Source organism: Simiduia litorea, assembly GCF_042853465.1.
Taxonomy (GTDB): Bacteria; Pseudomonadota; Gammaproteobacteria; order Pseudomonadales; family Cellvibrionaceae; genus Simiduia; species Simiduia litorea.
In genome coordinates this window covers 3,850,010-3,872,941 of record NZ_AP031497.1, presented here as the reverse complement: position 1 = coordinate 3,872,941, position 22,932 = coordinate 3,850,010, and the positions used below count along the sequence as shown (strand labels likewise).

Genomic DNA, 22,932 nt, shown 5'->3' with positions numbered 1-22,932 from the left:
TATCGTGCTTGTGCTTATGGTTAGAGGAATTGGGCTTGTCGAAGACGAGGGTTGATCGCTTTATAAGGGTAAAGCTCGGTCGGTAATATCGCCCCTTTGTGGCCAATGACTCGGCTGGCAATGTGAGCCGCGGCGGCCACTGCCTCTGCCATGGTTGCTTCAGCGGCGAGATGGCCCAGCAAGGTGCCGGCAAAAGAGTCCCCTGCGGCTGTGGTGTCGACGACCTTGTGCACGGGTTCAATATCGAAGCGCGAGAGCGCTTTAGGCGTGCCGTAATAAATCGCCTCGGCGCCGTTTTTGATGACCAGTTGGGTGTCTTTAAAGTCGGCAAGAAAGCTGGCAACCTGTTCTGCTGTGGTATGAGCGTAGAGTTCATTAAAGTCGTCTAGGCCTGGCAGTATTAAATCGCTTAAGGCAAAAGCGTTGGCCATTTCTGCTTGTGCGGCTGCCGCGTTGGGCCAGAGTTTAGCGCGGTAGTTGGTGTCGAAAACAACCTTGGTGCCAGACGCTCGAAGTTTTGCCAATAATGGCCAAAATAGGGCGCGGTCTGCTGGTTCCAGTATCGCTAAGGATATGCCGGTGAAATAGAACCAGCTGGGCGGCTTTATCAGTAGGTCTTGGTGTTGCGCCATTAATAACTGAAGGGTGTGCCTAGCCGCAGATTCCGAGCGCCAATAAATGAAGTTGCGCTCGCCCGAGGCGTCATTATTGATGGCGTATAGCCCGAGATGGCGCGTGGGGTGCGGCAGTAGCAAGCTGGTATCTACGCCTTCTGCTTGTAGCGTTTGAACCAATGCGTGGCTCAATGCGTCTTGGCCTATGCCGCAAAGCAGCCTTGCGCGTACATTGGGGTTGGCGCGCTTTAAGTACACGGCAACACTGTAGACATCGCCCGCGAAGCCTTGGGCCGCTTGGTTTGGCGTTGGCCAGGTGAGCTCGATCAGGCTCTCACCCATGATGACAAAGTCTTGCATAGCGGCCTCCGAGGCGGGCTAAGTTACTGAATAATTCCCTTGTTCGCTGGGCGCTTTTAATGTTTTTCTGCTGCACCAAAGGGGCATAAAAAGAAGCCGTTTTAATGGGGCAGGGGCGGTGTAATGTTAGGTTGAGAGGATACTATCAATTAATTGGATTGTTAACAATTAACTATTGACACGTTTGTACTATTGCAGGATTATTGACCAACGGTTAATGCTCCATCGTCACCATTGGCTTGGGGTTGAGATTCGTATCAGGAGGATTGTGCGGTTTTTGGCAGGCCTACCATTTAATAATAAAAAGTAATATCTGGAGAGAAGTAATGAATAGACTCAACCCGAGATTTCGCTTGACGGCGTTATCTGCTGCGGTAATTGCTGCAACAAGTCTAAGTGCGTTCGCACAAGAAGAAACCCCTGAAGCTGAAAGTCTGTCGCAACTTGAAGAAATTGAAGTTTACGGTATTCGCCGTAGCATCGAAAAGTCAGTTGACGATAAGCGCTTCGCTACCAATATAAAAGACACCATTAATGCCGAGGATATCGGTAAGTCTTCGGACCAGAACATCGCGGATGCCTTATCCCGAGTTACCGGTGTGTCGGCGCAAACGCGCGATGGCGAGGGTACCACCATTACCGTGCGCGGTGCTAATGCCCAACAGAATAACATCAGCTTAAACGGTGTTCAGTTAAGTGCTACAGATTTTAGTCAAGCGGTTGATCTATCTGCCTACTCTTCAGACATTCTGTCAAAAATTGAAGTGGTTAAAACCCCCTCAGCCGATCATGAGGAAGGTGCGTTAGGGGCTAACGTTAACCTAGTGACGGTAAGGCCTCTAGAAACCGATGCGGCTGTTAACGTAACCGTGCAAGGGCGTTATAGCGAATTAGCCGATGATAACGACTATAAATTCTCTATTGCCGCCACCGATAAGTTTTTAGATGATACCCTCGGTTTTACCGCCACCTTGCTGGATGAAACAAGCACCGTGCGTCGCGATGAATATAGCCGCGATGATTTTAAAGCCTACCACGTAGATGTTGCCCGCGATCAAAATGGCAACTTAATGAATGATGTTTGGGGCATTACACCCAGCTTTACTGAATACGCGTTGCATGAAAATAAATACCAGCGCCAAGGTGTGAATTTGGGTATGCAGTGGCAAGCCACTGATACCACCGAAGTGTTGGTGAACTACAGCTTTAACCAGCAAAAAATTGAAAACCAGATGAATCAAATTCGCACGGGTATCAGTAATGTTGGCAATATGGTTGGCGGCATTATTCCCGGTGTTAATGACAGTGTGCCGCAAGACCCTAGCTGGACCGACCCGCAGGAAGATTGGTATGTTATTGATACTAATACCAACACCTTTACGAAAAACCTGAGCCGTACCGCCTCAGGGCAATTCAATGCCAGTCAAAATAATTTTACCAACCGCAATAACATCGCATCGCTTGAGATCAAACAGGATGTCGGCGAAGCCATCGTTGTGAGTGGTGGTGTTAGTTACTCTAAAGCCGAACAATTGCCAGGCGAATCTTACTGGACGAACTTGCAGAACTACGGTCGTATCGGCAATGCGCAGTTGGCTTATACGTCGCCGGACGATATTGAACCCGTGGGTTTCGATTGTTCATCGGGTAAATGTTTAATTGTGAGTGGCACGGGTTCAGTTGATTTTGGTGCAATACAGCCACCCGATGCAGATGCCATAACCGATAACCGCTCTACAACGGGTTTTAACCCGCAAGATTATAATGCGATGCATTTGGGTTATCAGTCAAAAAATGATATTCGCGTAGAAGACACGCAAAAAAGTATTTATTTTGACCTTGATTGGGATGTAGACGTAGCGGGTTTCAATCGTTTCGAAACCGGTATTAAGTACTCTCAGCGCGAAAAGGATGTGGACAACCAAGTTTATACCTTAAACAGCGTTGCCGATGGCGTTGTGGTGCGGGATGAGAATGGCAACATGGTAACACTACCAAATGGCCTGCTTGATATTGACGCAGCATTTATCAGTAGTGGTGCGTTTCCTGCCAACGATTTTATGAAGTCGCTGGGTATTTCCGATGCCCACAACACCAGTTGGACAACCATTGATCCGAAGCTCGCCTATGAAACGGCGCAGGCAGATCGCGACTTAGGGTTGAGCCGGGATGATACTGAAACGCGCAACGCTAAACTCGATAACTTCGCCGTGTATATCAAAGGTAACTTTGCCTTTTTAGATGAAAAGTTAACCGGTGACGTGGGTTTGCGCTATGTGAAAACCACGGTAGAAACCCAAGGCTATTCCGGTGTGAAGTTTTATGGCGACCAAAATAATACCGGCGCGATTCAAGACCCCTTTAAAATTCAGGCCATTCGCGAGAGTGGTGCGCCGGCCTGTGAAAATTTTGATGCCTATTACTACAGCACCGATGGTACGGGCGGAACGGGTAGCCCAGGTTACAGCGACTATAACCAAGCACAGCGTTGGTCGCGGGTAGACGGTTTAGGGTTTGATACCAAGGGTACTGCTGATTACTCAGATGATACGGCTATCGCGGCCACTGAACCTTGTTACGACTGGACCACGGAAGAAAACTTTGGTTGGGGTGATAGCTCAGGGTTTAACGGCTGGTGGGCTTGGCGCCACTCCGATGTGTCAACTGACGCACGCTATGTGTATTTCCAAACCGAAGACGGTAAGCGAGTACTGGATGAGAATGGTGAGTTAGTTTCTGAGGATCGATCTAAGCGCTCTTTTGCGGTCGCCGACGAGCACGATTACTCCGTGTTGCTACCAAGCTTGAACCTTAATTATTTGATCAGTGAAGATTTGATTGGTCGCTTCGCGGTATCAAAAACAATGTCGCGGCCGCAAATAGATAGCTTGCGCCCAGGCTTTAAGGTCACCGAAGATGTTTGGAATCACAACAACCTGATTACCATGACCAATACGAAACTGGACCCGCTCGAGTCTAAAAACCTAGACTTGTCTTTAGAGTGGTACTTCCAAGACGGTGCCTTGCTCGCGGCAGGCATTTTCTACAAAGATATGACCAATTTCGAAGAGTCGCAGACGATCTTAACCTATGGCGATGACTTGCGTGATCTAGGTTTGAGTGATGATGAGCCAGATTACAACCCAGATGATTTGATCATGCCAATAGGCAGCGATTTAACGGGTTGCATGCCTAAGCGATTGCATCAAGCCTTCGGTATTGGCGATTGGTTCTTCTCCGGTGACCCAGAACAAATGTGTGCTCAGTTCCAAACCACCACCATTAAAAACGGTAAAGGCGCCAACATCAAAGGCTTGGAATTACAGTACACGCAAACCTATGATCAGTTGCCTGGTTTCTTATCAGGTTTAGGCACACAACTTAACTATACCTATCAGCGCAGCGCGTATGATCAGGAAGTGTCGGCGGTGGACGCCAACGTAACACTGCCTGAGTTACCGGTCAGTTATACGCCAGAGCATAGCTACAACGCGACGGTATTCTGGGAGCAAAATGGCCATCAAGTGCGTTTAGCTTATCAGGGGCAAACCGATCAGTTAGCGCAGCGTTCTTGGGGTCAAGGTGCCTTGTGGCAAGAGGGGCGCGCGACCTTGGATCTGTCCGCTAGCTATCAGTTGACCGATACAGTAACGCTGTCTTTCAACGCCGTTAACTTAACGGACGCCGCCGTGCGCACTTACTTCACCAGCCGCTTCATTAACTTAGGTGGCGATATCATAGATGAAGGTAGCCCATTGGAAGATGGCGCTACAGATTCACGTACGGTGTCTGAATACAAAACCGGCCGCAGCTACCGTGTAGGTGTTTCTGCTCGCTTCTAGTTTGATGTTGTTTGCTTGATCTCGCCTTGTGCCGTGGCTGCTTAGCAGCCACGGCTTTTTTCTGTTTGCAGTTAGTTAATGCTGCCTGTTACAAAGCGTTAGCGTTCAGCGCCCCATAGCTGACAATCCCCTTAGAAAAAATAATGTGAAACGGCATTTATTGTTTTATATTCAACGGTAATTACTACGACAGAAACGGTCTTGGTACACTTGAGGATTTGGTTGTAAGGCGAGAACGATCAGACTTTTTACTGGGCTTGACTACATGGTGATAGCACAAGAAAATTACTGGGGTTAGGGGTCAAATTTGTTTTGACCTGTGGGGCAACTTCTGATTTTTATGTAATGATGATGTGTCATAAATATATGGATTAGGAAGCCTATAAAAATGATTACCCAGAGGAGGATAAAAAAGCGTATGCAGAGATCGGTTTTGAGTAAAGCATTTAACCAGCGCATGCTGTTCGCTGCTATCACTGTCGAACTCCTTACACTGCGGTTCAGTCGCCGTAGGTGCGGGTGTTATACATCCCAATGCATAATGAGGATTATATTTTGAATTGGCCTGCGGATGATGATGGGGATGTTTTTAGATCATTGGAGAAGAAGGGTTTCGATTTTGATAAGGAACATTTCATCGATATTAATCTTGATTTTGACCACTGGCCGTTAACATCGCTAGAGTTGTCTTCTGTCCTTGCCCTTTTTCCCGAGTCCGAAGTGATAAATCCGGAGAAAGGGCAAAGCCTTGGGAATGGTCCGGATATGGGGTTTATTCAGTTCCAGGTTAAATCGAAACTAGATTACAAGTACATCACTGAATTGCAGGCGTCTATAACCAATAAACTTGCGCGGTACGGCGGTTGGTGTAGTTCATGGGGTGTTGGCACCTGGTAGCGCATAACAAAATCTGCACCTGATAATGTTTGCTACGCTCATTTGTGTGCGCGGCGAAGCTCCATTTTACACGGGCGTTACCGGGACAGATCTATTTGTTGGCTATAAAAAACGCAACACTAAGTACCGCTTAATAAATCTGTAACCATTGTCCGTTTTGAGCTCTTCCTTCCTAATGCCCAACTAGGTTAATTCCGAGTGTTATTGTGTGTGCACGGTAAATGGCGCCATCGGCGAGCATAGCAGCGCGCTTGCCCATTACTTTAGGTCAACAACCTGTGCTAGATTTTCTCTGGCAAAAGCAATATATTTGGGAAAAGCGGTAATCAGGGAAGGTTATACCGACGCGTCTGCATAATCCCCCCGATTCTACATTGATACCGACCTGACCTAGATTTTTGGATTGTACTGGCTGGTTGGTGTACTAAGTGTTATGCGTGGAAAGCTGAATAATTTATGGATAGAGAAAAAGAGAAACTAAAATTCATAATGGATAAATCTGACTCTATTTTTGATAGAGCAATTTCCGATCTTATCCAAGATTATGGAGACAAGTTTCGAGAAAGCAAAGCCTGGAAAGAAAGCACTCAATTTCAAATTGATGAGATGACAAAATCTTATGAAAATGAGTGCGCCTTAGCACTAGAAGATGAGTATATCGATCCACCAATCACCTCTATGGGCTATATAGAGGCTGTACATGAAAATAATGGTGCTCATTTTTTTGAGGAAACATGGAATGAAGAGCTGATAGCCATTCATGAAATGCAAATAATATACAGCTTTAAGCAGATTGAAATTTCATTAAAGAAATTTCTGCTACTTTTAGACTCGAATACAGATCTTAAAAGTGTTCAAAGGTGGGGTGACCTGAAAAAGGCCATGAATCGGCATGGAGTTTCGATTGGTTCTGTATACGGCTATTCTAATGTAAATGCGCTACGTGAAGTAAATAACGCTCTTAAACATTCCTATGAAATTTCTGAAAACGTTAAAAGGCTCAATATTAGTCAATTTATCGGGCAAGATTATTTTTGTCCTTCTGCGCTAAATGAGTTCTACACGAGTATATTGGAGTCTAGAGAGAGGTTTTTGGAGGGAGTTAGAGATCTCGTTGAAGTCAAACTTGGGGATGCATAACAATCAAAGGCAAGGTGCCGCCCAAAAGCGGCGCACTTGCTTTGGGCGTTATGTAAATCATGCGCCGTGCAATTAATAGGAAATTTGATGAGCTTTGAAAAGCAGGCACAAGACTACTATGCAATGGCTCCGCTGATAGTTCTAGGAAGCGGAGCATCAGCGGCGTATGGCATGTCCGGTATGGGATCTCTGGCTAATTATTTAATTGAGCATACAGATGTTTCTGATCTTTCTAAAAACGACCAAAGTAATTGGGTTAGCTTTTGTGATGCTTTGAATTCAGGAGTGGACTTGGAATCAGCTTTGCATCAGGTACAAATATCCGAAGCGTTAACTGACAAAATAATTAATCATACATGGACTGTTATAAACAAAGAAGATCTGGATATCTTCAAAAATAGTCTTGAAGGTAATGACCGTTTTAGTTTAGGCATTCTACTTTCGCATATGTTTAAATCAAGTATCTCTACCATCAACATCATTACCACGAATTATGACAGACTCGCTGAATACGCTTGCGAAAAGGAAAATATCCACCATTACACTGGATTTACTCATGGTTATTTTCGTCAGCTAGCTCAACCCTCCGAAGTTAAAGTGTCACGTAAAACTAATATATGGAAAGTGCACGGGTCTCTTGATTGGTTTGAGTCTCCATTAAAAGACGTTATTGGATTGTCACACCTAGAAAAAATTCCGGTCGGATATTTTCCGCAGATTGTGACGCCAGGAACTCAGAAATATCAAAGAACTCACCTAGAGCCATATCGTTCTATTATTAACAACGCTGACCTTGCCATTACTAGTGCGGCATCCTATCTATGTGTTGGCTATGGATTTAATGATGAGCATATACAGCCAAAACTTATGAGCAAATGTGCACGGCAAGGAGCACCGATTACTATCGTGACATACGCACTTTCTGAGGCTATAAAAAGGCATGTTATAAATGGCGGCGTAAATAACTACCTAGCAATTGAGCGTGGTGCACATGACGACCAGTCAGTTATATACAGCTCCCTTGAGAAAGCGCCAGTAGTTGTTGAAAAGAATTTATGGAGCCTACAAGGCTATTTGACATTACTAATGTAGAGGTTAGAACGATGCCAATTTTTAATTTTATGGACGATGACGCACTAGGAAAAGTGGCATCTGTTGATACGACTACAGTAGTTATAGATATAGACAACGTGGATAAACTGAAAAGGTTACAGGTGAATCATTTGGCTGTTTTGCAAAGCAGTCGGCCAGGGCAGCACCTCATAGGATTAATTGTTCAAGTTACAAGAAAGAAGGCTATATCTGAGTTAATTGATGAGGGGGTTGTTGATCAGTCCCCAGAACTCAATCTTTGTAAAATCGCTCTCATTGGGACTTTGTTGGATCGCGATGGCGAAAAAGAGAACGTATTTCGTCGAACACTTGAATCGGTTCCTGAAATTGATGCTAACTGTTTTTCACTGGAGGGAGGAAACCTAACTGGATTTATGAGAACCCTCTCAAGTATTGCTGACAATGGAAATGCTTTAACCCTTGGAAAATATACTCTAGACGAGCATGCGATTGCTTACCTAAATGGTAATAAGTTTTTTCAGCGTCATGCATTCATCGGTGGAAGCACGGGGTCAGGAAAGTCATGGACTACCGCAAGAATAATCGAACAAATGGCAGGGCTGAGCTCCGCAAATGCGATAGTGTTTGATCTTCATGGTGAATACTCCCCACTAATAGGAGCTGGCATTCAGCAGCTAAAAGTTGCTGGCCCCGCTGATGTAGAAGCAGGACGAACTTTGGATGACGGTGTACTTTACCTCCCTTATTGGCTGCTTTCCTACGAAGCTTTGGTGTCAATGTTTGTTGATCGTAGTGATCAGAATGCGCCTAATCAGGCGATGATTGTGGCTAGAGAGATAAACCAATCAAAGCGTAAATATTTAGAGGATAAAGGACATAATGATATCTTGACGCATTTTACCGTCGATAGCCCAGTTCCTTTTGACTTGCACGAACTTCTTGATAGATTGAATTATATAAACGCTGAGATGGTTCAAGGTGCTAGATCTGGGTCAGAGAAACAAGGCGAGTTTTTCGGAAAGTTGGCGAGGATGATATCGCGCTTAGAAAATAAAATTTCGGATCGTCGGCTTGGTTTTCTATTCAATGGCGGCGATGACATAATGGATTTCTCTTGGCTAAGCAGGCTGTCTACAAAGCTGTTGGGAAGCACCTCCGAAAACGGAAGAGCCGGTATTAAGATTGTCAATTTCTCGGAAGTGCCTTCGGACATACTCCCACTAATAGTTTCATTGGTCGCTCGCATTGCATTTTCAGTCCAGCAATGGACTCCAGGGGCGTTGCGGCATCCAATAGCCTTGCTTTGCGATGAAGCACATCTTTATATGCCGCAAAAGAGTTCGGTTGACTCTGCTGATAGTGTATCAATTGAAATATTCGAACGAATTGCAAAAGAAGGCCGCAAATATGGTGTAAGCCTCGTAGTGATCAGTCAAAGGCCGTCCGAGGTAAATAAAACCATGCTGAGTCAGTGTAGTAATTTCATTTCTATGAGGCTAACAAATTCAGAGGACCAGGGGGTTATTAAAAAATTACTTCCGGATAGTTTAGGCGGATTTGGAGATATTCTTCCAATCCTGGATACTGGCGAGGCGTTGATAGTCGGTGATGCTAGCTTGCTTCCAAGTAGAATAAGAATTGACGAGCCGCTGAATAGGCCGAACAGTGGGACTGTGGATTTTTGGGATGAATGGCAGGCACCAGTAGAAGAAGGTCGACTTACGTTAGCTATTGACAATTGGCGTAAGCAAAATATTCAATAATGCATATCAAATTTCTGTACTCGGGCCCAGCTGCGCGCCGCAAGCTTTTGGTTTGCTGAGTAAACTTTACCGCAAACATGCTCTGCTCCGTTGGGCCGGTAAGCAAGGCGTTAGCATTACAAGAAAGGAATCACCAAGATTGGCAAATATAGAGTTTCTGACAAAAGACGATATTATTGAAATTCATAGTAGGCTGGTGGAAGATGCTGCGAATTCTGATGACCCAATTTCTCCACCGGGGATAAAAAACGAAGGTCTTCTGGAGTCCGCAGTTTCTAGGCAACAAGCTGGTTTTGGCGGCCAGCTAAAATACGATAATCCTATATCTAATGCCGCCACTTTATGTTACGGAATTTGTTGCAATCATCCACTGCACAATGGCAATAAGAGGACAGCTCTTGTGTCTCTATTGTGCCATCTTGATAAAAATGGGCTGACATTCAACAATCGAACGAATCAGGATAATCTCTACTCTTTCATGCTTAATGTAGCAGCACACAAGGTTGCAGCCAAACGACATAGAAGGAAAATGCACGATCAATCAGACGCGGAAGTCGAGTCGATGTCAGAATGGATAAGAAAGAGAACTAGGAGAATAGAAAAGGGCGAGAGATCCGTTTCCTACCCCGAACTAGAGAAAATACTGAGAGAGCATGACGTCTATTTCGAGAATCAAAAGAACAACTATGTCGATGTTGTGAAATACACTACCGAAAGGAGGCGAAAGGGGTTGTTTGGGCGCGAAAACGTTCGTGTTGGTGAGAAGGTAGCCAACATCCCATACTGGCCGGGCCGCACAGTCGGTAAAAATCTTGTAAAGTCGATTCGAAAGCAGGCCGGTCTAACTCATAAAGATGGGGTAGATTCAGCATTGTTTTACGGTGCAGCAACACCTCCAGATGATTTTATTCAGAAATACAAGAAAGTTCTCAACAAATTGGCGAAAACGTAATGCTTACAGGGCCAGGCAGGCCGACCCATTTTTCGTTGCACTTTACTCCACTACAACTGGTCGCCTGCTAGCGGCGTTAGTCGTCAAAGTTCCCCACAATCAGCAGGACCCTATCTAGTTATATTCACTCTATATAGTGGAGACGCTATGTCACCTAAGAAACACTAACGTTACACTGAATCATTCCGCAAAAAGGCCGTGAAAAACTTACCGCACCTTAACACTTTATTCACCGCTGAAGCGCTCCTCTGCCTATTGATGTAATAATCTATAGTCGAAAAAAAGGCTGGAATTCCAGCCTAAAGGGACGTTATAGCGAGCAATGAAACAACGACCGATTAACGTGCACCACGGTTTAAGGCGCGGTTCGCGTTGAATACTTGTACGCTAACGCTTGCCACGTAACCGCCGTCATCCGGGAAGGTGAGTTCCAAGCTGTTGGTGCTTTCCAGTTGTGCGAGCGATACCGGAATTTCCAGTACGCCATAAAAGGTTGGTCTACCTTTGCCAGCATCGTATTGATCGTAACCGCGGTAGTCTGTGGGTACTGTTAGCATGTGGCCGTTTAACATGGCGGTAGGGGTAAAGGATTTTCCGTGCGCTCGCCCTACACCTAAGCGCAGTACCGCTTCACCCTCTGCACCCACCACCACATCATTAATAGAAAAGGTTATGGCGCTGTTGGCGTTAATGGCCTGCTTATAATGTGTGGCGTAGTACTTGGTTTCCGCAAGTGTGCCGCTTGGCGCCAAGGCTTCAGCGTAAGTAATGGCGATAACCATTGTGGCTTGCCCTTGTAGCACTAAGGTGTCGGGTATGGTGTTGAAGGCTTGTTGGCTGAGTTGCGGGTTGCCATTGGCATCTAGATAAAGCTCTTTGATGCTCACGTAGTTAATGGTTTTACCGTTAGCGCCCAGTAGGGCTAGATCGATGTCGGTAGCGTCTGCTTCCAAATTGTTGAGCACTAAGAACACTAAGTTGCCGTCGGTGTAGGCGTCGGCTTGTACATCTAAGTCACTGGTCCAGCTATCTAGGCGTTTGCCTTTTACATCAGACCAAAGCTGATAGAACTTCACCATGTCTGTGTAAACCCAAGCGTCGCCGGTTTCGCCACTGGCTTCTTTCTTCTGGCGCATGAGGCGATCGTTATAGGGTATTGTGGCTGACTTTCTGCCCCACTCGGCCTTCACGGGAATAAAGGGGATGGCCTTGGCAATTTGATCGGGGCGCTCGAGCAAGCTCATGAGAATACCGTTTAAGGCGGTGAGTTTTAGGCCGTCGCGATAAGGCGTCCAGGGTTCATTAAAATGTTGATGGGTGGAGGCCCCTAGCTCTGAAATAACGAAAGGTTTGCGTTCACCTAGCTGCAGCATCATGTACTGCTCGATCATGTCGAAGGTGGCCTCTACGTTGCTGCCGCGGCGCAATTGGTTGGTGCCGTTAAACGTGGGGAAATCGTATAAGTGCATGGAAATAAAATCCATGTTGGCACCGGCTAGGTCGATAAATAATTTATCGCGGGTTTCCCAGCGCTCGAAATTATTTTTCTCAAAGTCTGGGAAGGCGACGGTGTAACCGCCAATTTTCACGTTGCTGTGCGAGGCTTGGTTCCAGGGGTCGCGGTAGGCGCGCACTTCGTTGGCGACTGCATTGTGAAATTCGAAAACTTTTTGGGGCGTGGTGGCCGTTCCAATAGGAAAGTCCACCAGTTCGTATAAAGGTTCGTTCATCACTTCCAAGAACACAGGCTTTGGCTGACCGAAGGTGTCGGTGCCGCCGCGGTTAAAATATTCGTACAGAAAATTCGCCATATAGTGGCCAACGGCGGTGCCGAAGGGCTCTGCTTGGCTATCGGTTTGCGAAAAGCTCCAGCCTTGGGTGCCAATTTCTGTGCCGTCCGGCCAGTAGGGGTGTTGTTGTGCGGCAACTACCATATCGGTGGCGCGATGCGCGTGTTGGCGAATCAGCGTGGCATTTGAGCTGGTTCCGTTGGTGTAATTCCAGCGCGAACCACCGCCATTAGCTGTCGCTGTGGCTACATCGATGAAACCCGAGCGATTTGGGTCTTCCGGTAGTTGCTTCAGTTGCCAGCTCATGGTGCCGGTGTCGCGGCCTAGATACACATCGTAGGTTTCTAAAAAGTGAGTGATTAACTCAGGGTCCTCATTGGGGGCGCCAAGGCTATTGGCATCGCCGCCGAACCAATCGTTCTCGGCGTTTGAGGCGTGAATGGTGATGAATTTGCGTCGGTCGAAGCTATCCACACTACCTACTGAGTGCACCAAGTCTAGGTTCACGTCTACCTTCACGGCGCCCGATGCCGGTGCTGCCGCGCCGGTGGTAACGGAAAAGCTGGCGTTGACGTCGCCAATGGTTAGGGTGGCGCTGCTGGCTGTGTTGTGTTCGCTGCTGCTGGTAACCCTTACCACGATGCTATCGCCGTTATTCACTTTACCGGCACTAGTTGAAAAGTTGCCGCCATTCACGGCGTATTCGCCACCGCTAATGCTGATGCTTGTTTCGGCGTTGATGCCGGCAAGGGTAAAGGCTTCGGATTCATAAGCGGTGTTCAACGCCGCGTCGGCAAGGGCGGTAAAGTTAAAGGCATTCGGTGTGGTGTCTGTGACCGTCTCGCCGCCTGTGTCTGGGGTTGAGTTACTGCTCCCGCCGCCGCCACCGCAGGCAACGAGAAAGGCGGTAAGGCTAAGGGCGGTGAGCAGTGAGAAGTGTGTGCGTGGCATGGCTGGGTTCCATTAGGATTTTATGTTGTTATTGGGGCAGTCTACCCAGAGATGCATTATTTGTGAATAGTTAATTGTTGACAATTTGTAGTGGTTCAAAGATAGTCCATACGCAACTCATTAGCTGAGTCTTGTTTTGGGTGGGGGTATGGAAATGACCGGCGCGATACAGCCCTTACTGATTGGCATTGCCGATGCGGGTATAGGCCACGCCTGCTTTCATCACCCGTTGATGATGCACGGCTCGTTTGAAAATAAATCAACGCGTAGCCGGCGCGTCATGGTGTTGAATGTTTTTGCCGACGGAGCCAAAAGTGATACCGACGACGTAATATTGCGCGGCACGGATATTCGCGTGGCCAAGGGGCAGGCCATGGCATCGAAATATTTTCCATTGTTGTATGCGGGGGGGGAGTAAGTTTTAGGCTGCAAGCTACAAGCTACAAGCTACAAGCCGCTCCTGCGTGTTGATGTCTACAAGGTAGTGAAATATTTGTAGTGATCTGCAGCACGTCGGCTCGCCATCCATGGCTCAACTTGCAGGTTAATCTAAATGGATTGGAGTGATCTGCAGCACGCCGCTCCTGCGCGTCCATGCGTACAAGGTGGTGAAATAATTTGTAGTGATCTGCAGCACGTCGGCTCGCCATCCATGGCTCCTGCCGACATACCGGCCATCCTTGGCCATAAAAAAGCCGCTCTAGAGCGGCAAGCGGTGCATGACGTATCGAGACAACGTCAACTGCGAGGGAGTTGCTTGGTGGCGTCTACTAGGATGCGTGCTTTGGTGGTGACGGTGGCAGCGCTGTCGCCGGGGGCGTAGATGTTTGAGGCTACGCCGAATCCGCGAGAGCCTAGTTGCCAATAGTCGGCCAGATTGCCTTCGTGCATGCCGCCTACCGTGAGCGTGGTGATGTGTTTTGGGATGATGGCCATCACAGAGCGGTAGTAGGTAGGGCCCAGGTCGCCAATCGGGAACATTTTCAAGTAGCTGGCACCGGCGTTGATGGCGACATAACAGTCGCTTGGGGTGATGCAGCCGGGTAGCGAGATCATCTTGGCCTGTAATGTGGCCTCGATCACGCTGGCGTCAGCATTAGGTGACACAATCAATTGGCCGCCAGCATTGTGCACGTCAGTGACGGCGCTTGCGGTTGTTACTGTGCCTGCACCACAAATGCCGCGGCCCTCAACGATTTTAGCGAGCTTTTCAATGCTGGCTAAAGGGGAGGGCGAGTTGAGGGGGACTTCAATAATGCGCACACCCGCATCCAATAGTGCGTTGGCGACAGCCTCCACCTCCTTGGGTTCAACGCCGCGAATAATGGCGACGATGGGGCATTCGTTTAGTGCTTGCTGGAATTGTTTGGCTAGCATCAGAATAGGTCCGGTTTTGAGCGATGACACATTTTACCTAGGCTTTACCTTTATTGTACATAGTTAATTGTTAACAAAATAAGAATAAGTCTGTAGTATGGATGTTTACGTTTGCCTCCTGACGTGAGTACAGGATTTTGGACTTGGTGAAATCGAAGCTTGGACATTGCTCTGTAGCTTCGTTAGCTTAGTTGCCATAACAATAATTTGGGTGCAGTTTCTATGAATGCCTTTCAGCGCACAGCCTTCAAGTTCGCCGCCATCGTGGCGTTTGGCGGTTTTATTTTCGGTTTAGATGCCGCGTTAATTTCCGGCACGGTTCGCTTTGTGACTAGCGAGTTCGGTCTGTCTGATTTACAGGTGGGCACGGTGGTGAGCGCGCCGGGTTTCGGCGTGATTTTTGCCTTGTTGGTAACCGGTCATATTTGCAATTCCCTTGGGCGTAAAAAAGCGCTGTTAATTATTGCGGCGCTGTATTTATTGTCGGCCATTGCGTCAGTATTGGCGCCTAATTTTGAGGCGTTAGTGGCGGCACGTTTTCTCGGTGGGCTGGCGTTTACCTCGCTGTCTCTGGCGTCTATGTATATTGGCGAGATTGCGCCGGCCAATATGCGCGGTAAGTTAGTGTCGATGAATCAAATTACCATTGTGGTGGGTTTGTCGGCGGCTTATTTTGCTAACTATTTAATCCTTATGGCGTCCAATGCGGCAGCGCCTTGGGTGGAGGCTGTGGGTATTGTCGAGCACACGTGGCGCTGGATGCTTGCCGTTGAAGTGCTGCCCGCGACGCTCTGGTTGCTCATGCTATTTTTGATTCCTGAAAGTCCGCGCTGGTTGGTCATGAAAGGCCGCACCGATGAGGCGCGCGCCGTGCTAGGTAGGTTGTTGCCACCCGATGAAGTGGCGCCCGAGCTTGCTGAAATTCAAGCCAGTACGGCACAAAGCAGTCATGAATTATCTTTTAAGGCTCAGGTGTCTGAGTTGTTCGATGGGCGTTTGCGTAAAGCTGTGTGGATTGGTTTAGCTATCGCCATTATTCAACCCATTACGGGCATTAATGCCATTATGTTTTACGCGCCTACGGTATTTGAGCAGACGGGTATAGGCACAGACGCCGCCTTTTTTCAGGCCGTACTGGTTGGCTTGGTAAGCGTGGTTTTTACCGTGCTGGCTTTACTGTTAATTGATCGCTTAGGGCGCCGGCCCTTGGTGCTGTTTGGTTTGGCTTGGGCAGCGTTAAGTTTGTTTGTTTGCGCCTACGGCTTTGCCAATGCGCGCTATGTATTGGATCAAGACGCCATTTTAGCGCTGGCGTCACAAGTTGATGCCGGCGCTCTGCAGTCGCTGTTGGGCGTGGAGTTTGGCAGTGACGTTGCTTTCAAGCAGGCTTTGTATGCGGCCTTAGGTGAGGGCGCGGCAAGGGCTCAAGAAAGTGTGCTCATTCAGGGTGCTATTCACATAAATACAACAATGGTGTTGCTGGGCATTATGTGTTTTATCGCCGCTTTCAATTTTTCCATTGGCCCTATTATGTGGGTATTGTTTTCGGAAATATTTCCAACCCACGTACGCGGTATTGCTATCCCGTGTTTCGCCCTCGTGGTGAGTGTGGTGAGTTATTTAGTGCAGCAATTTTTTCCTTGGCAGCTCAGCAATATGGGCGCTGCAGAAATATTTTTGTTCTATGCCGGTTCCATTACTGTTGGTTGGCTAGTTTTGCTGAAGTTGCTACCAGAAACGAAGAACAAATCTATCGAAGAAATTGAAGCCACGTTAAATATGGCGCGTGCTTAGTTTGATTAATATCTGAGGGTAGGTTTTGTCGAGTTTGGACGATCAGCAAGTTATTTATGCGCGTCGCCAGTTTTTGGCGGTGCCTTTGGCTGGCACCTTGGTTTGGTTGTTTATTGCTATTGCTGCTATTTTTTTACCGTTGCAGGTGATGCCTTGGGTGTTGTTTGCTGGCACTGGCAGCATTTTTTATATCGGTATTTTTTTGTCAAACCTATTGGGCGAGCCAATTTTCGATAAGCAGCGTGAAAAGAACTGTTTTGATCAATTGTTTTTAATGGTGTTGTGCATGGCATTATTGGTATATGCCATCGCCATTCCGTTTTTTCTTGTTCAGCCGGATTCGCTGCCCCTTAGTATTGGCATACTCACGGGTTTGATGTGGTTGCCATTCTCTTGGTCGATAAAGCACTGGCTTGGAATTTTTCATGCGTTAACGCGTACGCTGGGGGTGTTATTGGTATGGTATCTATTTCCGCAACAGCGTTATTTGGCCGTGGCGATTGTGATTATGGCGGTATATCTGGTGACCTTGTGGCTACTGAGGCGACGCTGGCTGTTATTACCAAAGCAGGCGGCGCACACGCCTTAAGCGGCTATATTGATATGGGGTATTTTTACCCACTTTATGTGAGAGCGTTATGAGTCAAACCTTAAAAGATCGCGTTGTTATTGTCACTGGCGCCGGGGCCGGTATTGGTTGGGGTATTACCCAAGTGTGCGCAAAGGCAGGCGCTACCCTAGTGATGGCCGAACTTAATGAAGCGGCAAAGGCGCACGCGGAAGCGCTAGTGCAAAAAGGCTTGGCAGTGGATTTTGTTCAAACCGATGTGAGTGACCCTGTCAGTATTCAGGCATTGGTGCAAACCGTGGTTGAGCGTTACGGCCGTATTGATGGTTTAGTGAATAACGCCGGTGTGACTCTAGAGGGAAACTTTTTGGATTTTCCCATAGAGAAATTGGATTGTATGTGGGCCGTTAATCAGCGCTCCGTCTTTTTAATGTGTCAGGCGGTGGCTAATGTTATGGCTGAAAAACGCTCGGGTGCCATTGTTAATATTGCCTCTAACCATGCCGGTGCCAGCGTGCCCGACTATGAAATGTACGCCGGAACTAAGGCGGCTATTGTAGCTATGAGTCGTGCCATGGCCTGGAGCTTGGGCAAGTTTGGCGTGCGCGTGAATAGCTTAAGCCCAGGCTTAACCCGTACAGAGGCCGTGCAAAAGGTGGTGGATAATAATCCGAAATTTGAAACCAGTTTTAATGCCATGCACGCCGATGGTACTTACGCTACGGTAGAAGAAATTGGCCAGCTGGCCGCCTTTTTACTTTCCGATTTGTCGTCGGCATTAACGGGTTCAGATTTAATAGCCGATCACGGCTTGAGTGCCAGTTTGGTGAGTTCACAGGATCTAAAATAGATTGGCCTGATGATTTCGGTTTAAAAAAATTTACAGAGTGCCGTCATGAAAATTACAGATGTTATCGCCTACCCCGTGTGGGTTGGCCACCGCAACTTGTGTTTAGTGAAAGTTGAAACCGATGCGGGTATTTACGGTTGGGGCGAGTCGGGTTTATCTAGCCGCGAATTGGCGGTGGCGGGCGCGGTAAAACATTTTCGCGAATTTTTAATTGGTCGCGATGCCCGCCACATTGGTGCGCTTTGGCAGGAAATGTATCGCAGCCAATATTTTGAGGGTGGCCGAGTGTTAACGGCAGCCATATCCGCGATCGACATTGCGTTGTGGGACATTGCTGGCAAAGCCTTGGGCGTGCCTGTGCACCAATTATTAGGCGGTAAGCAGCGCCATGAAATCCCCTGTTTTGTTACCAGCATTAAGCCGATGGGCGCCGAACTCATTGACGATTGTAAGCGCCTAGCGGCCGATGGTTGGCAAGTGATTCGTGCCACCACGGGCGAGCATGGCAACCCGAGTCAAGACACGCAATTTGATGTGCGTAAATCCATTGCTGCCGCCACCGGTGCGCTTAAAGAGTTGCGCCAAGAGTTAGGTGAGGCTGTGGTGCTGGGCGTCGACTATCACCATCGTTTTACGGTGGCCGAGGCGGCGTCCTTTTGTAATAAAATGCCGGCTGGCACTTTGGATTTCATCGAAGAACCTATTCGAGATCAGACGCCTTCTGCTTACGCGGCGCTGCGCAGTATGACTGACGTGCCTTTCGCTATTGGCGAAGAGTTCGCCAGCAAGTGGGATTTTATGCCTTACATCGAGTCGGGTCTGAATCAGTTTGCCCGTATCGATGTGTGCAATGTGGGCGGTTTAACCGAGGCGATGAAGGTGGCGGCCATGGCAGAAACGCACTATATCGATGTGATGCCTCACGACCCACTCGGCCCCGTGTGCACGGCTGCCACTATTCAGATGTGCGCCGCTATTCCCAATTTGGCGTGGTGTGAAGTGGCGCCCTATGACAGCGACCGCACCGACCACAACCGCTTCTTTATCAATCGACCGATCGAGACTAACGGTGTTTATCCGGTTCTTGATGCCCCGGGGTTAGGTATAGATGTGGATGAGGCTGCGCTGAAAGAGCAGAGCTTCAAATTCTGGGAGGCGCCTCGTCTGCGCAAGCCAGACGGCTCTTTTACCAACTGGTAGGTCAATTTGAGCGCCATTGATAATAGGCTTTAGGCGCTCATCTCTAGGGTATGGCCTAGCCGGTAAACCTTGTTGTCGCGCCGATTTAAAGGTTTACATATCTCTGGCATCATTGTAGATTGTTAACAAAATAAACGTGTCTAGGCTAGATGAGGCTCTTATGTTTGTTAGCAAGATAAACTCTGTCGTACGTGTGGTGGCTTTTACCGCCTTGGGTGCTGTTTTTCTATCTGCCTGTGGTGGCAGCAAAGCGCCTGCGGTTAAAGATATGGCCGGAAACAATGCATCAACACCAGCCGCCGTGTTGTTTAACTTTGATGCCGGTGAGTTTACAAATATTAGCGGCCAAGGCGTGGCGTTGAGTGCCGAGCAGGGTGCTCTTGTTGCCCATTACCAAGCTAGCACCTATCAACCTACTGTGACACTAAAGCCTGAGCAGCCCTTTGATTGGTCGCAGGCTGGTTCTAGTGTTGGTTTAGTGGTTGATGTGGCCAATAAAGGCGATCACTCGGCGCAGTTGTTTGTTTATATCTACGACGCCGATGGCGGTTATGGCGCACGCTCGTTTAACGTGGCCGAAGGCAGTAACGAGAGTTTTAGTTTTGATCTCAATGGCCCAGCGCTTGCGCTCGATACGGGTATGCGTAGCGATCCGCACCTCTATGATTCCAGTTTTACACCCATGACGTGGATGTGGGGCAACAAGCAATTAAATCTTGCGAAAATTACCAAAATCGATTTCTTGATGAAAAGCATTGTGTCAGATCGCAAGGTGGTCTTTGACAATATTCGCATCGCCAGTAATGGGGCTTTTATTCCGACTAACCTGGTAAATATCTTTGATCAGTTCGGCCAATACACGGGCAAAGACTATCCCGGTAAGGTGCACTCTGTTGCAGAGTTGCAGGCTTTTAATGCCGCAGAAGCGAAAGAGATTGCGGCGGCGCCAAAATTTAAAGATCGCTCTACATTTGGCGGCTGGGTTAATGGGCCGAAGCTTGAGGCAACGGGTTATTTTCGCACCGAAAAATATCAAGGCAAGTGGGCTTTAGTTGATCCTGAAGGCTATTTGTTCTGGGCCACTGGCGTAGACAATATGCGCATGGCTAATACGGCCACTATGACCGGCATGGATTATAAAAATGCTAATGAGAGCGAGGCGGTGGATGCCAATTTACCGGCGCACTCCATTGGCGCGTCGAGTAAATCCACTCAGCGCGAGGGCCGGTTTGTCGCCAGTGACTTACGTCGCAATATGTTCAGTTGGCTACCGGATATGAATGATCCCCTCGCTAAGCATTATGGTTATCGCCCTGAAGCACATACGGGGCCGCTTAAACAGGGTGAAAGTTATAGCTTTTATCAGGCTAACCTTGAGCGTAAATATGGCTCGGATTTTATCGCGGTTTGGCGTCAGCGCACGTTAGATAGGCAGTTGGCTTGGGGCTTTACCACCTTGGGTAATTGGGCCGATCCGAGTTTGTATCAAAACCAGAAAATTGCCTATGTGGCCAATGGTTGGATACTAGGCGACCATAAGCGCATCAGCAGTGGCGACGATTTCTGGGCGCCAATGCACGACCCTTACGACCCCGCGTTTGCACTTTCTGTACGTAAAACCGTAAGCCAAGTGGCGAAAGAGGTGAATGGTGACCCCTGGTGCATGGGTGTGTTTATTGAAAATGAACTGAGCTGGGGGCGTATGGGCACGGAGCGCGGCCACTATGGCTTAGCCATTTACACCTTGGCTCGCGATGCCGCTGATAGCCCTGCCAAAGCCGCGTTTGTGGCGTTGTTAAAAGCTAAGTATCCCAATGTTGCCGACCTTGCCAAGGCTTGGAATAAGCCGGTGCAGTCATGGGCTAGTTTTGCCAAAAGCTTTACTTACGAGGGTAGTTTTGAGGGCAGCATGCAGCAGGATTTAGGTGATTTGCTGGAAGCGCTATCGTCGCAATTTTTTGCGGTGGTGAATACTGAGCTTAAAGCGCAAATGCCAAATCACTTGTATTTAGGTGCCCGTTTCGCCGACTGGGGAATGACCCCTGAGGTGGTGCGCGGTGCGGCCAAGCATGTCGATGTGATGAGCTACAACTTTTACACCGAAGGTTTGGCTGCCGGCTTCTGGGATTTTTTGCCCGAGATCGACATGCCCTCCATTATCGGTGAGTTTCATTTTGGCGCACTCGATACCGGTGTGTTTCATCCGGGCTTAGTATCGGCGCAAGATCAAACTGAACGTGGGCGCATGTTTAAAGACTATATGCGCACCATGATCGACAACCCCTGGTTCGTGGGCGCGCACTGGTTTCAGTACATTGACTCGCCCGCTGCCGGCCGTGCTTGGGATGGTGAAAACTACAACGTTGGCTTTGTCAGTTTGGTGGATCAGCCCTATGCCGAATTGGTGGAGGCGTCTCGCCAATTGAATGCCGAGCTCTATGGCCGACGCTTTGGTAACGCAGCGGCGCCAGCTCAAGATTAACGCCCTTAATTCAAGCGTCAGCAAGTAATGGTCGCTTACCCCCTTCGGTGCATGCGTTGCATCGAAGGCGGAAAATACCCTTGACGAAAATTGTTAACAATCTACAATGAGTGAAAAGTCAGGAACCGTAATTATGCTCAAGAATCTGGTACAAAATGACAAGGTGGCGCAAAAGGGTAGCGCTATTGCCTCTGTCGCTGTGGAGTACTATCAGGTGCCCTTGGCGGAAGTGCTGTCGGATGCTAAGCATGGCGACCACACCCATTTCGAATTAATACTGTGCCGAATTCGCTGCCATGACGGCAGCGAAGGTGTTGGTTACACCTACACGGGCGGCAAGGGTGGACGCGCAATATTTTCGCTGCTTGAGCACGAGCTTAAGCCGCTTTTAATGGGCGAAGATGCATCGTGTATTCTCGATCTGTGGCAAAAAATGCAATGGCATTTGCATTATGTCGGGCGCGGGGGCTTGGTGAGCTTTGCCATTTCTGCGGTCGATATAGCCCTGTGGGATATTCGCTGTAAACAACTTAACCAGCCGTTGTGGAAAGTGGCCGGGGGCCACGGCAATACCACGCGCTGTTATGCCGGCGGTATCGATCTCAATTTCTCCGTAGATAAGTTGCAAAGCAATGTGGCTGGTTATTTGTCTCGCGGTTTTAATGCCGTAAAAATTAAATGCGGTAAACCTCATTACAAAGAGGATGTTGAGCGGGTACGCGCAGTGCGTGACGTCATTGGCGAGGCCACGACATTTATGGTGGACGCTAATTACTCCATGACTGTTGAGCAGGCCATCCGCTTTGGCCGCGCCATTGAGGATCAGGATATTAGCTGGTTCGAAGAGCCCACTATTCCCGATGATTACAAAGGCTTTGCTCGCATTGCCGAGAGCATCAATATCCCCCTAGCAATGGGTGAAAACCTACACACTATTCACGAGTTTGGTTATGCCATTGAGCAAGCCAAGCTGGGTTTCTTGCAACCCGACGCCTCTAATATTGGCGGTATCACCGGTTGGTTACAGGTGGCAAATATGGCGTTGGCGGCGAATTTACCCGTGTGCAGTCATGGCATGCACGAGCTGCATGTGTCGTTGATGGCCTCGCAGCCACACGCCGGTTTTTTGGAAGTGCATTCCTTTCCTATTGATCAATACACAACCCATCCCATCCAGTTGCAAGGAGGTTTGGCGGTAGCGCCAGATATCGCCGGCACGGGTGTGGTATTCGATGACAACCTGCTGCGCCCGCATCAGGTTAAATTAATTTAACGAGT

Annotated in this window: 16 protein-coding genes; 13 read left to right on the top strand and 3 right to left on the bottom strand. The window is 48.2% G+C overall.

Annotation, left to right across the window (positions count from 1 at the left end; genetic code table 11):
* Positions 1 to 20: 20 nt before the first annotated feature.
* The gene (locus ACGHTT_RS17145) at positions 21 to 974 is read right to left on the bottom strand and encodes a sugar kinase (protein ID WP_390592195.1); all 954 of its coding nucleotides are present in this window, start codon (positions 972 to 974) and stop codon (positions 21 to 23) included.
* A 326-nt stretch (positions 975 to 1,300) separates the two neighbouring features.
* Here ACGHTT_RS17145 and ACGHTT_RS17140 point away from each other — a divergent pair, with 326 nt between their 5' ends.
* From ACGHTT_RS17140 to ACGHTT_RS17115, 6 genes are all read left to right on the top strand, one after another.
* Entirely contained in the window at positions 1,301 to 4,816 is a 3,516-nt protein-coding gene (locus tag ACGHTT_RS17140) for a TonB-dependent receptor (RefSeq protein WP_390592194.1), read from the top strand.
* A 555-nt stretch (positions 4,817 to 5,371) separates the two neighbouring features.
* Positions 5,372 to 5,713, top strand: a complete 342-nt coding sequence (locus ACGHTT_RS17135) for a ribonuclease E inhibitor RraB (protein WP_390592193.1) — start codon at positions 5,372 to 5,374, stop codon at positions 5,711 to 5,713.
* Positions 5,714 to 6,169: 456 nt separating this feature from the next.
* Positions 6,170 to 6,853: a hypothetical protein gene (locus ACGHTT_RS17130; protein WP_390592192.1), complete on the top strand. Its 684-nt coding sequence runs from the start codon at positions 6,170 to 6,172 to the stop codon at positions 6,851 to 6,853.
* A gap of 87 nt (positions 6,854 to 6,940) precedes the next feature.
* On the top strand, positions 6,941 to 7,945 hold the full coding sequence (locus ACGHTT_RS17125; protein ID WP_390592191.1) for an SIR2 family protein: 1,005 nt from the start codon (positions 6,941 to 6,943) through the stop codon (positions 7,943 to 7,945).
* A gap of 11 nt (positions 7,946 to 7,956) precedes the next feature.
* Positions 7,957 to 9,690: an ATP-binding protein gene (locus tag ACGHTT_RS17120; protein WP_390592190.1), complete on the top strand. Its 1,734-nt coding sequence runs from the start codon at positions 7,957 to 7,959 to the stop codon at positions 9,688 to 9,690.
* Entirely contained in the window at positions 9,659 to 10,642 is a 984-nt protein-coding gene (locus ACGHTT_RS17115; RefSeq protein WP_390592189.1) for a type II toxin-antitoxin system death-on-curing family toxin, read from the top strand. Before ACGHTT_RS17120 ends, ACGHTT_RS17115 begins: the two co-directional genes overlap by 32 nt.
* A 338-nt stretch (positions 10,643 to 10,980) precedes the next feature.
* On the opposite strand, the gene ACGHTT_RS17110 is transcribed toward ACGHTT_RS17115, so the two are convergent.
* Entirely contained in the window at positions 10,981 to 13,383 is a 2,403-nt protein-coding gene (locus ACGHTT_RS17110) for an agarase (protein ID WP_390592188.1), read from the bottom strand.
* 148 nt (positions 13,384 to 13,531) lie between these two features.
* Here ACGHTT_RS17110 and ACGHTT_RS17105 point away from each other — a divergent pair, with 148 nt between their 5' ends.
* Positions 13,532 to 13,801, top strand: a complete 270-nt coding sequence (locus ACGHTT_RS17105; protein WP_390592187.1) for a hypothetical protein — start codon at positions 13,532 to 13,534, stop codon at positions 13,799 to 13,801.
* Between the two features lie 320 nt (positions 13,802 to 14,121).
* Here ACGHTT_RS17105 and ACGHTT_RS17100 read toward each other — a convergent pair whose 3' ends face one another.
* Positions 14,122 to 14,760, bottom strand: a complete 639-nt coding sequence (locus tag ACGHTT_RS17100; RefSeq protein WP_390592186.1) for a 2-dehydro-3-deoxy-6-phosphogalactonate aldolase — start codon at positions 14,758 to 14,760, stop codon at positions 14,122 to 14,124.
* Positions 14,761 to 14,982: 222 nt separating this feature from the next.
* Here ACGHTT_RS17100 and ACGHTT_RS17095 point away from each other — a divergent pair, with 222 nt between their 5' ends.
* From ACGHTT_RS17095 to ACGHTT_RS17070, 6 genes are all read left to right on the top strand, one after another.
* Complete coding sequence (locus tag ACGHTT_RS17095; protein WP_390592185.1) at positions 14,983 to 16,554, top strand: sugar porter family MFS transporter; 1,572 nt, start codon at positions 14,983 to 14,985, stop codon at positions 16,552 to 16,554.
* 25 nt (positions 16,555 to 16,579) lie between these two features.
* Positions 16,580 to 17,143, top strand: a complete 564-nt coding sequence (locus tag ACGHTT_RS17090) for a DUF7010 family protein (protein ID WP_390592184.1) — start codon at positions 16,580 to 16,582, stop codon at positions 17,141 to 17,143.
* 49 nt (positions 17,144 to 17,192) lie between these two features.
* On the top strand, positions 17,193 to 17,972 hold the full coding sequence (locus ACGHTT_RS17085; protein WP_390592183.1) for an SDR family oxidoreductase: 780 nt from the start codon (positions 17,193 to 17,195) through the stop codon (positions 17,970 to 17,972).
* Between the two features lie 45 nt (positions 17,973 to 18,017).
* Positions 18,018 to 19,172, top strand: a complete 1,155-nt coding sequence (locus tag ACGHTT_RS17080) for a mandelate racemase/muconate lactonizing enzyme family protein (protein ID WP_390592182.1) — start codon at positions 18,018 to 18,020, stop codon at positions 19,170 to 19,172.
* 160 nt (positions 19,173 to 19,332) lie between these two features.
* Entirely contained in the window at positions 19,333 to 21,654 is a 2,322-nt protein-coding gene (locus ACGHTT_RS17075) for an agarase (protein WP_390592181.1), read from the top strand.
* Positions 21,655 to 21,787: 133 nt separating this feature from the next.
* Entirely contained in the window at positions 21,788 to 22,927 is a 1,140-nt protein-coding gene (locus ACGHTT_RS17070) for a mandelate racemase/muconate lactonizing enzyme family protein (RefSeq protein ID WP_390592180.1), read from the top strand.
* The last annotated feature ends 5 nt before the right edge of the window (positions 22,928 to 22,932 follow it).